Origin of the sequence: methane-oxidizing endosymbiont of Gigantopelta aegis (genome assembly GCF_016097405.1) — a bacterium.
Taxonomy (GTDB): Bacteria; Pseudomonadota; Gammaproteobacteria; order Methylococcales; family Methylomonadaceae; genus Methylomarinum.
In genome coordinates this window covers 1,249,182-1,262,875 of record NZ_JAEHGD010000001.1, presented here as the reverse complement: position 1 = coordinate 1,262,875, position 13,694 = coordinate 1,249,182, and the positions used below count along the sequence as shown (strand labels likewise).

The following is a 13,694-nucleotide window of genomic DNA, read 5'->3' as shown; positions in this document are numbered from 1 at the left end:
TGGACGCTAATGAATAATAAAACCGCTACAGGTCTTTATAGAAGGAGTTTTTCGACGTTGTTGAATAGATAAATGGCGTCCCGAGAGGGAGTCGAACCCCCGGCCTGCCCCTTAGGAGGGGGCCGCTCTATCCAGCTGAGCTATCGGGACTGAATGGTGGATTATTTTAGCATGCAACAGCGGCGTATGGGATAGTACTGTAAGAATTTGTACAGGCCTTGGGTTTTAGGCGAAAAACTAAAAGTAAAGCTATTTTTATGTTCAGGCTTGAAAAAATAAGATGTTCCCTCATAGTAGATGTAAGAAAAAATTTATAAAAGTGAGGTGCGCAATATGCGGATGGATAAATTAACCAGTAAATTTCAAGAGGCTTTAGCTGATGCACAGAGTCTTGCTCTAGGCAAGGATCATCAATTTATTGAGCCTATACATGTTATGAGTGCGTTGTTAAATCAGCAAGGCGGAAGCATTCGGCCTTTGTTGATGCAAGCGGGCATAGATGTGAATGCGCTGCAAAATGAAATTCAGCAGGAGTTAGGACGGCTGCCGGTTGTTGAAGGCGCAGGGGGCGATGTACAACTGTCTAACGACACCGGCCGTGTGCTGAATCTAATGGATAAATTGGCGCAAAAAAGAAACGATGCGTATATTTCCAGTGAGCTGTTTCCATTGGCAGCTTTGGAAAGCAGTGGTTTTTTACAAAACCTGTTCAAAAAATTGGGCTTGACCAAGGAAAAACTGGAACAAGCGATTGAGAATGTCAGAGGAGGCGAGAGCGTGACCGATCCTAATGCGGAAGAACAAAGACAAGCGCTGGAAAAATATACAATTGATTTAACCGAGCGTGCAGAACAAGGGAAATTAGATCCTGTTATTGGCCGAGATGATGAAATTCGCCGGACGATTCAGGTTCTACAGCGTCGAACTAAAAATAACCCAGTGTTGATTGGTGAGCCCGGTGTCGGTAAAACGGCGATTGTTGAGGGTTTAGCGCAGCGGATCGTGAATGGCGAAGTGCCTGAGGGGCTTAAAAACAAACGCTTGTTGTCATTAGATATGGCTGCGTTGATTGCGGGTGCAAAATTCCGTGGTGAATTTGAAGAGCGTTTAAAAGCCGTGTTAAACGATGTGGCTAAACAGGAAGGTAATATTATTCTGTTTATCGATGAGCTGCATACCATGGTAGGAGCAGGTAAAGCCGATGGCGCTATGGATGCCGGGAATATGTTGAAACCGGCTTTGGCACGGGGTGAATTACATTGTGTCGGTGCTACAACGCTGGATGAATACCGGCAATATATTGAAAAAGATGCGGCGCTGGAGCGGCGTTTCCAGAAAGTGATGGTTGATGAGCCTTCGGTTGAAGATACCATTGCTATCCTGAGGGGATTGAAAGAGCGTTATGAAGTACATCACGGGGTAGAAATTACTGACCCTGCGATTGTAGCGGCAGCGACATTATCACATCGCTATATTACCGATCGACAGTTGCCGGACAAGGCGATTGACCTGATAGATGAAGCGGCCAGTCGTATTCGTATGGAAATCGACTCTAAGCCTGAAGCGATGGATAAGTTAGAGCGCCGTTTGATCCAGTTAAAGATTGAGCGTGAAGCACTGAAAAAAGAGACCGATCCTGCCTCTAAAAAACGGTTGGAGACGTTGGAACAGGAAATTGCCTCATTGGAAAAAGAATATTCTGATCTGGAAGAAATCTGGAAAGCAGAAAAAGCGGCAGTACAAGGTTCTGCGAGTATTAAGGAAAAACTGGAGCAGGCCCGTCAGGAATTGGAATTTGCGAGTCGTGCCGGTGATTTGACTAAAATGTCGGAGCTGAAATACTCAGTCATTCCGGCTCTTGAGCGTGAACTGGACTTAGCATCACAGGCTGAAATGCAAGAAATGCGGTTGCTGCGAAATAAAGTAACCGAAGAGGAAATCGCTGAAGTTGTGTCTAAATGGACAGGCATACCAGTCTCCAAAATGCTGGAAGGCGAAAGAGAAAAACTACTGCGTATGGAGCAGGAACTGGGTAAACGTGTTGTAGGTCAGGATGAAGCGGTAAAAGCAGTGAGTGCCGCAATTCGTCGTTCGCGAGCCGGTTTGGCTGACCCGAATAAACCGAATGGTTCGTTCCTGTTTCTGGGGCCAACCGGGGTGGGTAAAACCGAGTTGTGTAAAGCATTAGCTGAGTTTTTATTCGACACCGAAGACTCCATGGTCAGAATCGATATGTCAGAGTTTATGGAAAAGCATTCTGTTGCACGGTTGATCGGTGCGCCTCCAGGCTATGTCGGCTATGAAGAAGGCGGCTATTTAACCGAAGCGGTGCGACGTAAACCGTATTCTGTCATTCTGATGGATGAGGTAGAAAAAGCACATCCCGATGTCTTCAATATTCTGTTACAGGTACTCGATGACGGGCGATTGACGGATGGTCAGGGACGGACAGTGGATTTTCGTAATACGGTGATCGTCATGACCTCTAACTTGGGTTCTGACAGGATTCAGGAGATGGCCGGTGAAGAAAACTATGATGCGATGAAAAATGCCGTCATGGAAGTTGTTTCCGGACATTTTAGACCGGAATTTATCAACCGGATTGATGAAGTGGTTGTATTCCACCCATTGACCCGTGAACAGATCAGAGAAATCGCCAAAGTTCAGATTGATCATCTGGTTAAACGCTTGAAAGATCGAGAGATTGAACTGACGATTACCGATGAAGCACTTGATCTATTAGGTGAAGCAGGATTTGATCCGGTTTATGGTGCAAGGCCGCTGAAAAGAGCGATTCAACATCAGCTGGAAAATCCGTTAGCGACTGAATTGTTAGCGGGCCATTTTGGACCGGGAGACACTATTCGGGTCTATGTTGAAAATGGTGTATTAACATTCAGTAAATAAAGTCTACACCAAGACAATCAGACAAGGGTGCTGGCTATAGAGTCAGCGCCCTTTTTTTGTGTGAGCAATATACTCTTTGCAAGCGGGACAGGGTAATTGGTGTGAGACAATTTGGAGAATTTTAAACTGCTGAATGGAATTTTTTAGTCACAGGGAACATGATCCATAATTCTGTTAAGCTTGAAAAAGTGTAAAGGCGAAAAATGTCAGCGATTGATATATCGGCTGACACATGCTTTTGATTCTTGTGTAGGCTTATCAACTGGAGTTGAACTGAATATGCACGAGATGTCTTTGTGTGAAGGGGTGTTACAGATTTTGCAAACAGAAGCTGAAAAACAGGGGTTTCAGCGAGTTAAGACTGTCTGGCTGGAAATAGGTGAACTAGCCAGTGTTGAAATTGAGGCTATGCGTTTTAGTTTTGAGGTGGTGATGAAAAATACCTTGGCAGAGTCGGCACAATTAAACATCATTCATAAGCCTGGTGTGGCCTGGTGTATGCAATGTGAAAAAACAGTCACCGTAAAACAGCGGTTTGATGAGTGCCCCGATTGTGGCGGCTATCAATTGCAGATAACCGGCGGTGATGAAATGAAGATAAAAGAACTGGAGGTGGAGTAATGTGTACAGTATGTGGTTGCGGGGAAGGTGAAAGCAGAATTGAGGGGAAACACACTCATCATGAACACGATCACACACATGGAGAGACTGATCATCATTACGGCCATGGCCCGGCGTATGCTCATGCGCCAGGAATGAGCCAGTCTCATATGGTGCAGATTGAACAGAATATTCTGAGTAAGAATGATGAATATGCTCGTGCCAACCGGCAGGCGTTCGCTGAAAAAGGTATTTTGACATTAAACCTGGTATCCAGCCCGGGTTCAGGAAAAACCAGCTTGTTGACCCGTACCTTGCAGGACTTAACAGAAGAAATTCCAATGGCGGTTATTGAAGGTGACCAGGAAACCAGCCGCGATGCCGACAGGATACGGGAAACTGGTGTCAAAGCAGTACAAATCAATACCGGAAAGGGATGTCATTTAGATGCCCATCAAGTGGGACATGCGGTGGAACATTTATCTTTGCAGCAGGGTTCTGTACTGATGATAGAAAATGTCGGTAACTTGGTTTGTCCGGCGGCCTTTGACCTGGGGGAAGCGGCTAAAGTTGCCATTTTGTCGGTCACAGAAGGCGAAGATAAGCCGATAAAATACCCGGATATGTTTCATGCGGCCGATATTTTACTATTGAACAAAATCGACCTGTTACCCTATCTGGATTTTAATGTTGAGCAATGTATTGACTATGCGCGGCGGGTTAATCCCGGTATTCAGGTATTCAAGATTTCAGCCAAAACAGGGGAAGGCTTGCAGGATTGGTATCAATGGATACGGTTAAGTTTGCAGACCCGCTTGTTAGGCCATGCAAATCGGGCTTCTGAAGCCGTTGCTAAAACGATGACAGACTGATGGCGACCCTGCCCAGGATTCTGGTTGTCGATGATAAAGTATTTTTAGTGGCAGAGTAAAAAATATATTTCCTTATTGTTTCGCTTTCGTGATCCAATGGGGGGTAGATAAATTTTACTCTGACCCGAGTATTGGCAACTGGGGGGTAAGGTACCGAATTTAAATGGCAGAATGGTAGTGGGAGTGATTGCTCGCTTGTTAGAGCAGGCATTACAGGATACTCTGGTTGAAGAAGATGAAAAAACCTCGGTCGCCATTCAGCATATCATCCGATCATTCGATTCCCCCCTGTGTCAGACTAGTTGTCGCCTCTATTAAAACAGAGGAATAAAACGATGTCCCAACGTTATAGTAAAGCATTTAAAGAACAAGCCATATCAAAAGTATTGCAACGTGGTGATAAAACGATACAGTGTATCGCTGATGAATTGAATGTAAACTTGTTTACCCTTAAAAACTGGCTAAAGAAACCTCGTACAACGCCTATGACAGACACCCCGATGAATAAACGCCCAGCTGACTGGTCAATGGCAGAGCGTTTTGCTTTATTAATGGAAAGCGTCGCTTTAGAAGGTGAGGCGTTAAATGCCTTTTGCCGTCAACACGGTATATTTCCGCATCATCTTGATGTTTGGAAAGACGAGTTTATCAAGAAAACCGACAAAGCAGAACAATCAGGAAAATCCCGATCAGACAAGTCTTTACGGGATGAGATAAAACAACTGGAAAAAGAATTAAATCGCAAGGAAAAGGCCTTGGCAGAAGCCGCCGCCTTATTGGTGCTCCAAAAAGTGCCGAGCGTTCTGGGAGGAAAAGGCGTGATGATTTCTCTTGCAGAACGCGAACAATGGTTGGAATATTTTGATGAAGCCGTCGGCCTGGGCGCAAGAAAATCAAAAGCCGCCGAGATCATCGGCATCAGCTTACGCACTTTGCAGCGTTGGCAAAAACTGAAACGCTATCCGTCGATGGCCGGACACAGCGTCAGTTTACCCCGAGCCATAAGCTCAGTGACGAGGAACGAGCCGAGATACTTGCTATCGCTAATTCGGACGAATTTAAAGACTGTACGCCGCATCAAATCGTGCCGATATTGGCCGAGCGTGGTCAATATATTGCTTCAGAATCCAGTTTTTATCGAGTTTTAAGGGAGGCCAATCAATTATCACACCGGCATACCAGTCGGACACCTAGCTCGCGCAGCAAACCGAAAGCCTTGACCGCAACATCGCCCAATCAGATTTACACTTGGGATATCACCTATCTGGCAACGCAAGTCAAAGGACAGTTCTTTTATCTGTACCTGTTTATGGATATCTTTAGCCGTAAAATTGTCGGCTGGCAGGTCTACCAGGAAGAAAGCAGTCAGTATGCGGCCGATGTCATCACCGATATCTGCCAACGTGAATGCATTCAACGCGAGCAGGTGGTTTTGCATTCTGACAACGGTAGCCCAATGAAAGGCGCAACCATGCTGGCAACCTTGCAAAAACTGGGGGTAGCGACTTCACTCAGTCGGCCAGCGGTGAGTAATGACAATCCTTATTCCGAATCCCTATTCAGGACGCTTAAATATACGCCTAAATATCCTTCACAGCCCTTTGAGACAATAGCGGCTGCCAGGGAATGGGTCGCAGGCTTTGTGGACTGGTACAATCACCAGCATCGGCATAGTGGTATTCAATTTGTCACACCGGCCCAACGCCATGAGGCTAAAGATCAGGCGATATTAATCCAGCGTAAAGCGGTCTATGAGGCCGCTAAAGCTCAAAAACCCCAAACGATGGAGTCAACATACCCGAAACTGGGATTGGCAATCTGACGTCTGCCTAAATCCTGATAAACCGAATGATTCGCGCTCAGTCAACAAGCCCAATATCATTCATTAATTTTCAACTTTTGGCGACAGTTACTTTGACATTTACCGATCCTTGTATGGTGTGTACGGTGCATTGATCATGTCTCATTTAACAGAGCAACCACTTGCGAGTTTAAGACTGCATGTCCGCGGCGTTGTTCAGGGCGTAGGCTTCCGGCCGTTTGTCTGGCGTTTGGCTGACCAATATCGCCTGGCGGGTCGAGTAATGAATGATGGCAGTGGCGTGTTGATTGACGTTTGGGGGGAGTCTTGCCGGGTGGAGGATTTTATCCGGGCTGTTTGGGAGCAATGTCCACCGTTGGCCAGAATTGATAGTATTCAACAAGAGCCTTTGCCCGCACCGTTTGGTGATTCATTTGAAATTGTTGCCAGTCAGCAAGGTGCTATGCAGACAGTAGTGCCTGCGGATGCCGCCATTTGTAAAGATTGTCTGGATGAGATAAACGATCCCATCAATCGCCGGTATCGTTATGCCTTGACTAATTGCACTCACTGTGGGCCGCGTTTGTCGATTATTGACAGCATACCTTATGACCGCCGCCATACCAGTATGGCACACTTCAAGCAGTGCTCTGTCTGCCAGACAGAATACGACAACCCCGCCGACCGCCGCTTCCATGCCCAGCCAAATGCTTGTCCGGTCTGTGGACCTAAGCTATGGCTGGAGCCAGAGGCTGATTCTATCCCGGCTATTGATGATGTTGACCGTGCTGCCCAGTTGATTCGACAAGGTTTTATTCTCGCCATCAAAGGGATTGGCGGTTTTCATCTGGCTTGTGATGTGCTGAATGAACAAGCTGTTGCCAGGCTCAGGCACCATAAACAACGTGATGCCAAGCCGTTTGCACTGATGGCCAAATCCATAGAGATAATTCGCCAATATTGCCTCGTCAGCGAATATGAGGCTGATTTACTGGCGTCACCCCAGGCACCCATTGTGTTGCTGGAAAAACACCCAAAAACAGATCATTTGCTGGCCAGTCAGATAGCGCCGGAACAATCTGTCTTAGGCTTCATGTTGCCTTATACACCGTTACATGCGTTGTTGATGCAGGACATGACCGCGCCGCTGGTGATGACCTCGGCCAACCTGAGTAATCAGCCTCAGTGTATTGATAATGACGAGGTACAGCGGCAGCTAACTGGGCTGGTAGATTATTTTTTGTTGCATGACCGGCAGGTTTTACACCGTGTCGATGATTCAGTCGTCAAGGTAGTCAATGGACAATGCCGGATGATTCGGCGGGCTAGAGGTTATGCGCCACAATCGTTGCTATTACCTGAAGGCTTTGAACAGGGACCTGATTTACTGGCGATGGGGGGTGAGCTTAAAAATACCTTTTGCCTGATTAAAGATGGACAAGCAGTCTTGTCGCAACATATGGGCGATCTGGAAGATGCCAGGGTGCTGAAAGATTATGAGCATAATCTTAAACTATATCAGCGTTTATTTAATCATCAGCCAGAAATTCTGGCGGTTGATGCTCATCCTGATTATTTGTCTACCAAACTGGGGATGCAAAAAGCGGCTGAATTAGGCATTGAAGGGGTAAATATTCAGCATCACCACGCTCATATTGCCGCTTGTCTCGCTGATAATGATTGGCCGCTTTACGCTGGAAAAGTGTTGGGTATCGTGCTGGATGGCATAGGTTACGGGCAGGATGGCGAGTTATGGGGTGGCGAGTTTTTACTGGCCGATTACTGTGATTTTGTACGACTGGCGACATTAAGGCCTACAGCCTTGATTGGTGGTGTGCAAGCCATGCGAGAACCCTGGCGTAACACTTATGCCCACTTACGGGCAGCTTTCGACTGGGTGGAACTGACAAAGTATTATTCAGGACTTGAGTTGATACAGTTTTTACAGCAAAAACCATTGACCACAATTGATGTTATGCTGGCCAAAAACATCAACACGCCTAAGGCTTCATCGGCGGGTCGTTTGTTTGATGCAGTGGCCGCTGCGCTGGGACTCTGTCGGGAACAGATCAGCTATGAAGGCCAGGCAGCGATGGCGCTGGAAAACCAGGTCAGCGACGTATTGCTAAGCCGTGAGGAGGGTCGGGGATATGTTTTTTTGATTGACCGACAAAATGAACCTCCCTGTTTAGTGGCCGATAATATGTGGCGGGCATTACTAAATGACTTACAAGCCGGAACGCCGGTCGATGTCATCGCCACCCGTTTTCATCTGGGATTGGCGCAAGGATTAGCCGAAATGGTTATGTCTTTACAGACAAAAGAAATGGCTTGGGAGGCGATTGCATTATCGGGGGGCGTTTTACAAAACCGCAGACTTTTTCAATTGCTGGAGAAGAATCTGCAAGAGGTGGGGTTTAATGTCCTGAGTCATCGTAGAGTTCCAGCGAATGATGGTGGATTGGCATTTGGGCAGGCCATGGTGGCGCTGGCTCGAAGCATAAAGGGGAAAACAAAATGTGTTTAGGTATACCGGGTCAGATTGTTGAAATAATTGATTACGAACAATTACTGGCCAAAGTTGATGTGTCGGGGGTGAAACGACAGGTGAATATCGCTTGTGTCGTGGATGAAAATCATCCCCCGGAATCGTGTGTGGGCGATTGGGTGCTGGTGCATGTTGGCTTTGCCATGAGCCGGATCGATGAGGATGAGGCTCAGAAAACCCTGGCATTACTCAGTGAGCTTGGGGAGGTGCAGCAAGAGTTAGATGCCATGCAGGACAGTCAGACGGTATTGGAGTCATCATGACCGCGGAAGAGTCATTAAAATCTCTGTACCCTTTTTTGCATGGAGATCAAAAACAGGCCGCCAGTGAGCATGACGCATTACTGGAAGCCATCCGACAAAAAGCCCATCATTCTATTGAGATCAAACAACAATTTTTTGCCCAGAACAGTCAGGCATTGATCGAGATTGCCCATGCTCTGGCCAATGTTTATCGCAATCGGGGGCGTCTTTTTACCATGGGCAATGGCGGTTCCAGTTGTGATGCGGCCCATCTGGCAGTAGAGTTTCAGCACCCGGTGACAACCGGTCGACCGGCTTTGCCGGCGATCAACCTGTGTATGGATATGGCAATGATTACGGCGGTCAGTAACGATATTGGCGTACAACATATTTTTACCCGGCAGCTTGATGCACATGCGTGTCAAGGTGATGCCGTAGTCGGTTTTTCTACCAGTGGTAATTCGAACAATCTAATGAATGGTTTTCGTAAAGCGCAAGAAATAGGTTTGTGTACTATTGGATTTGCCGGGGGCGATGGTGGTGACATGAAACATTCAGGCATACTGGATTATTGTTTGGTGGTGGAAACCGATTCCATTCACCGAGTCCAGGAAGTGCATGTAAGTTGTTATCACATTCTTTGGGATTTGGTGCATACCTTGCTGGCTGATCAACGCGGCTTTTTGGCCGAACATTCAGGAGAGAGCCAATGAAATTTGTCGATGAATTTCGTGATCCCCAAAAAGCCCGTGCATTGATCGCTCAAATCAATAAACTGGCCGAGTCAATACAAGCACAGCATAGCCGACCCTTGCAACTGATGGAGTTTTGCGGCGGCCATACCCATACCATTTTTCGCTATGGTATAGAGCCAATGTTACCGGAATGGATAGAACTGATTCACGGGCCTGGTTGCCCGGTCTGTGTCTTGCCCATGGGACGGGTGGATGATTGTGTTGCATTGGCGGAAAGACCAGATGTGATTTTTACCACATTTGGTGATGCCATGCGCGTGCCGGGTTCTAAAAAAAGTCTGTTGCAGGCAAAGGCAGAAGGCGCGGATATCAGGATGGTGTACTCACCGCTAGATGCCTTGCAACTGGCGCGGCAAAATCCCGGCCGACAGGTCATTTTTTTTGCGCTAGGTTTTGAAACCACCATGCCCAGCACCGCATTGACGGTGTTACAGGCTGAACGGGAAGGGATTGAAAACTTTTCCTTGTTCTGTAATCACATTACTACGGTTCCGACCATCAAGGCTATTTTGGATTCACCAGATATGAAGATTGACGGCTTTCTGGCACCCGGGCATGTCAGTATGGTGGTCGGCGAGCAGCCGTTTCAATTTGTATCACAGGCTTATCAGAAACCCATTGTCATCACCGGTTTTGAACCGCTGGATATTCTGCATTCCATCTGGATGCTACTCAAGCAAATCAGCGAGCAGCGATGTCAGGTGGAAAATCAATACGCCCGAATTGTTCCGCCTAATGGTAATGAGGCGGGCTTGAAGGTGATAGAGCAGGTGTTTGAAATTCGTGAGTTTTTTGAATGGCGAGGGCTAGGCTCGATTGATCATTCCGGTGTCAGAATGCGTGAAGCCTATGCCGGTTTTGATGCAGAGCAAAAATTTCAGATTCCCAATCTTAAAATTGCCGATCCAAAATCCTGTCAATGTGGCGAAGTGCTAAAAGGCGTGATTCGGCCGTGGGAATGTAAGGTTTTTGCTGGCAGTTGCACCCCGGAAACGCCGATGGGCGCCTTGATGGTGTCCTCTGAAGGCGCTTGTGCGGCGTATTATAATTTTGGCAATATTCCTGAGTTATTGTCTAAACGACAAGCGGTGGAAAAGGAATCTTGATATGAATCGTTCTCAGCGTCATTTCAATGCCGACATCATTACCCTGGCGCATGGCAGTGGCGGCAAAGCCATGCGCGACTTAATCGACCATGTTTTTGTCAAAAGCTTTGATAATGACTATTTAAAGCCATTGGAAGACCAGGCACGTTTTGATTTGGCGGCTATTGAGCAGCAGGGAGACCGATTGGCATTGACGACCGATTCTTATGTGGTTGATCCGTTATTTTTTCCGGGTGGCGATATCGGCAAACTGGCCGTGACCGGCACGGTCAATGATCTGGCCGTGGGTGGTGCCAGACCGCTGTATTTGACTTGTGGCATGATTATAGAAGAAGGCCTGGCCGTCGAGGATTTGCGGCGTATTGTCATGTCTATGCAAAGCGCCGCGCGAGAGGCCGGTGTCGCGATAGTGACCGGGGATACCAAGGTCGTGCAACGTGGCGCTTGCGATAAATTGTTCATCAATACCGCCGGTGTTGGCGTGATCCCACAAGGCGTGGAGATACGGGCGGATAAGGCCAAGCCCGGCGATGTCATTATCGTCAATGGTTATATCGGCGACCATGGTGCGGCCATTGTCGATGCTCGGGGCGAGATGGCGCTGGAAAATACGATTCAATCCGATTGCCAAACCTTGAATGGCTTGATCGAGATGATGCTGACAGTCTGTCCGGATATTCATTGTATGCGGGATGCGACTCGAGGTGGGCTGGCTACCGTTCTAAACGAATTTGCCGAAGCCAGCGAGGTTTCTGTCATTCTGGATGAAACAGCAATTCCGGTACGACAGGAGGTTCGGGGGATGTGTGAAATTTTGGGACTGGATCCACTTTATCTGGCCAATGAAGGCAAGCTGGTTGCGGTGGTTCCGGCATCTTATACCGAAACTTTGATTGCTCAAATGAAGCAGCATCCAGCTGGCAGAGAAAGCGTCATCATCGGCCGGGTAGAGGGAAGTCCGGCTGGCCGGGTGATACTGGAAACGGGGTTTGGCGGCAACCGTATTATTGATATGCTGGTTGGCGAACAACTTCCCCGAATTTGTTAACGCAGGAGTCAGCATACCTTTTACTATTAGGGGTTTGGTGGATATGTGTTATGTGGAGAACTTCTATAAAAGAATCAGACAAAAAAAAGCCTTCCCTGTTTTTACGGGGAAGGCTAAAAAGTCAAGCGGAGTGTGTTATGAGGAGGTTCCACTTGTAATACAACACCAAGGAGGTAGTTACATCTGATCGTCATGTTTCGCTTATAGCGCTCTGTTTCGATTGAGTGCTATTGTACGGATAAATAAGAAGTTTACAATACAGCAAAGAATAAATAGATTGTTTTTATTTTAGAAACAATTAAAATGTCAACTCTTTAATTCATTTTTATCGAGATTGAATGGATAAGCTAACCAGCATGAATGTTTTTGTTAAAGTTGCCCGAGCGGGCAGCTTTGCTGCTGCCGCACGCGAGTTGGGTATTTCCCGGGCAATGGCGACTAAACATATCATGTTCCTGGAAAAACAATTACATACGCGTTTGTTTAATCGGACTACTCGAAGTTTGAGTTTGACTGAGGCTGGTGCCGCTTATCTTGAGCGCTGTCAGGAGGTTCTGCTGGATGTGGAAGAGATGGAAGCGGCTATTACGCATTTGCAGCATGAGCCGCGTGGTGTACTGAAAATCAGCGCACCACCTGTGATCGGGGCAACCCAGATTGCACCTGCATTGACCGACTATATGAAAGAATATCCGCATATTGATGTCGATATGGCGCTACATGGCGGGCATACCGATTTAATCGAAGAGGGCTTTGATATTGGAATTTGGTTGGGAGAACTCAGCGACACCAGCCTGGTTGCACGAAAATTGGCGCGATCACAATTGGTTGTCTGTGCGTCACCGGATTACCTGGCTCAAAAAGGTGTGCCGGAACAGCCTGAAGACCTGGAGGAACATAGTTGTCTGGTAAATTGGGCCATGGCACCGCGGAATAAATGGTTATTCAAGGGTGTGTTGGGTAAGCTCGAAATTAAGGTCAGTGGTCGTATGCAGGCAAATATGGCAGACCCTATTCGTATTGGTGCGATCAATGGTTTAGGTATTGTTATGCTGCCGCGTTATATTGTGGGACGGGATATTGAAAAAGGGAAGCTGCAACCGATACTGGAAGACTATGCCATTGATCCCATGCCAATTCATGCCGTTTATCCGCATCGAAAATATTTATCGACCAAGGTTCGGATATTTATCGAATATTTACAGGCCTGGTTATCGAATCGAGTAGGAATGACGGAATAATGCAGGAACGGGATAAGTGGGATCAAATTTACCGGAACTCGGATATAACGGCAGTACCTGCAACTGTTTTGAAGCAAAATGCCTGTTTATTGCCGACCCAAGGTAGGGCTTTGGATTTAGCTTGTGGATTGGGTGGAAATGCGCTGTTTTTGGCGCGACATGGTCTTGAAACTGAAGGCTGGGATATTTCTGCAGTGGCATTGACTAAATTAGAAGGAAAATCGCAGTCCGCTGGCCTGCGCATTCAAACAAAACAGGTTAAAATAACGCCCGAAACATTTTTACATCAGGCGTTTGATGTCATTGTGGTGAGCCGTTTTCTGGACCGGTCTTTGGCACCGGCTATTATGGGAGCCTTAAAGCCTGGTGGTTTATTGTTTTATCAAACCTTTGTCGTCGATAAATTGACTCGTTTCGGCCCATCAAATCCCGACTATCTACTGCAACGGAATGAATTGTTAACGCTGTTTGATGCATTGACCCTGGTTTATTATCAGGAGCTTTCCCGTATTGGCGATTTGAATGTTGGAAATAGAGATGAAGCATTATTTATTGGCCAAAAAACATAAAAAGA

Annotated in this window: 11 protein-coding genes, 1 tRNA gene and 1 pseudogene; 12 read left to right on the top strand and 1 reads right to left on the bottom strand. The window is 46.9% G+C overall.

The window, feature by feature from the left end; translation table 11 throughout:
* Nucleotides 1–73: 73 nt before the first annotated feature.
* Nucleotides 74–150, bottom strand: a tRNA-Arg gene (locus JEU20_RS06330).
* A gap of 183 nt (nt 151–333) precedes the next feature.
* On the opposite strand from JEU20_RS06330, the gene clpB reads away from it, so the two are divergent.
* The 12 genes and pseudogenes from clpB to JEU20_RS06270 all read left to right on the top strand — a co-directional run bounded on the left by clpB (nt 334) and on the right by JEU20_RS06270 (nt 13,689).
* Nucleotides 334–2,907, top strand: a complete 2,574-nt coding sequence (clpB, locus tag JEU20_RS06325) for an ATP-dependent chaperone ClpB (protein ID WP_198244317.1) — start codon at nt 334–336, stop codon at nt 2,905–2,907.
* A gap of 279 nt (nt 2,908–3,186) precedes the next feature.
* On the top strand, nt 3,187–3,528 hold the full coding sequence (gene hypA, locus JEU20_RS06320; protein ID WP_198244315.1) for a hydrogenase maturation nickel metallochaperone HypA: 342 nt from the start codon (nt 3,187–3,189) through the stop codon (nt 3,526–3,528).
* Nucleotides 3,528–4,379: a hydrogenase nickel incorporation protein HypB gene (hypB, locus tag JEU20_RS06315; RefSeq protein ID WP_198244313.1), complete on the top strand. Its 852-nt coding sequence runs from the start codon at nt 3,528–3,530 to the stop codon at nt 4,377–4,379. The genes hypA and hypB overlap by 1 nt, the downstream gene beginning before the upstream one ends.
* Nucleotides 4,380–4,556: 177 nt before the next feature.
* Entirely contained in the window at nt 4,557–4,697 is a 141-nt protein-coding gene (locus JEU20_RS06310) for a hypothetical protein (RefSeq protein WP_198244311.1), read from the top strand.
* A 17-nt stretch (nt 4,698–4,714) separates the two neighbouring features.
* Nucleotides 4,715–6,268, top strand: a pseudogene (locus JEU20_RS06305) (IS3 family transposase).
* A gap of 69 nt (nt 6,269–6,337) precedes the next feature.
* Entirely contained in the window at nt 6,338–8,707 is a 2,370-nt protein-coding gene (gene hypF, locus JEU20_RS06300; protein ID WP_198244309.1) for a carbamoyltransferase HypF, read from the top strand.
* On the top strand, nt 8,698–8,991 hold the full coding sequence (locus JEU20_RS06295) for a HypC/HybG/HupF family hydrogenase formation chaperone (protein ID WP_198244307.1): 294 nt from the start codon (nt 8,698–8,700) through the stop codon (nt 8,989–8,991). The genes hypF and JEU20_RS06295 overlap by 10 nt, the downstream gene beginning before the upstream one ends.
* The gene (locus JEU20_RS06290; RefSeq protein ID WP_198244305.1) at nt 8,988–9,683 is read left to right on the top strand and encodes a D-sedoheptulose-7-phosphate isomerase; all 696 of its coding nucleotides are present in this window, start codon (nt 8,988–8,990) and stop codon (nt 9,681–9,683) included. The genes JEU20_RS06295 and JEU20_RS06290 overlap by 4 nt, the downstream gene beginning before the upstream one ends.
* Complete coding sequence (gene hypD / locus JEU20_RS06285; RefSeq protein ID WP_198244303.1) at nt 9,680–10,831, top strand: hydrogenase formation protein HypD; 1,152 nt, start codon at nt 9,680–9,682, stop codon at nt 10,829–10,831. The genes JEU20_RS06290 and hypD overlap by 4 nt, the downstream gene beginning before the upstream one ends.
* Nucleotide 10,832: 1 nt before the next feature.
* Nucleotides 10,833–11,879 (top strand): hydrogenase expression/formation protein HypE, encoded by a 1,047-nt coding sequence (gene hypE / locus JEU20_RS06280; RefSeq protein ID WP_198244301.1) that lies wholly within the window; start codon nt 10,833–10,835, stop codon nt 11,877–11,879.
* 338 nt (nt 11,880–12,217) lie between these two features.
* On the top strand, nt 12,218–13,120 hold the full coding sequence (locus tag JEU20_RS06275; protein ID WP_198244299.1) for a LysR family transcriptional regulator: 903 nt from the start codon (nt 12,218–12,220) through the stop codon (nt 13,118–13,120).
* The gene (locus JEU20_RS06270; RefSeq protein ID WP_198244298.1) at nt 13,120–13,689 is read left to right on the top strand and encodes a class I SAM-dependent methyltransferase; all 570 of its coding nucleotides are present in this window, start codon (nt 13,120–13,122) and stop codon (nt 13,687–13,689) included. Before JEU20_RS06275 ends, JEU20_RS06270 begins: the two co-directional genes overlap by 1 nt.
* Nucleotides 13,690–13,694: the final 5 nt, after the last annotated feature.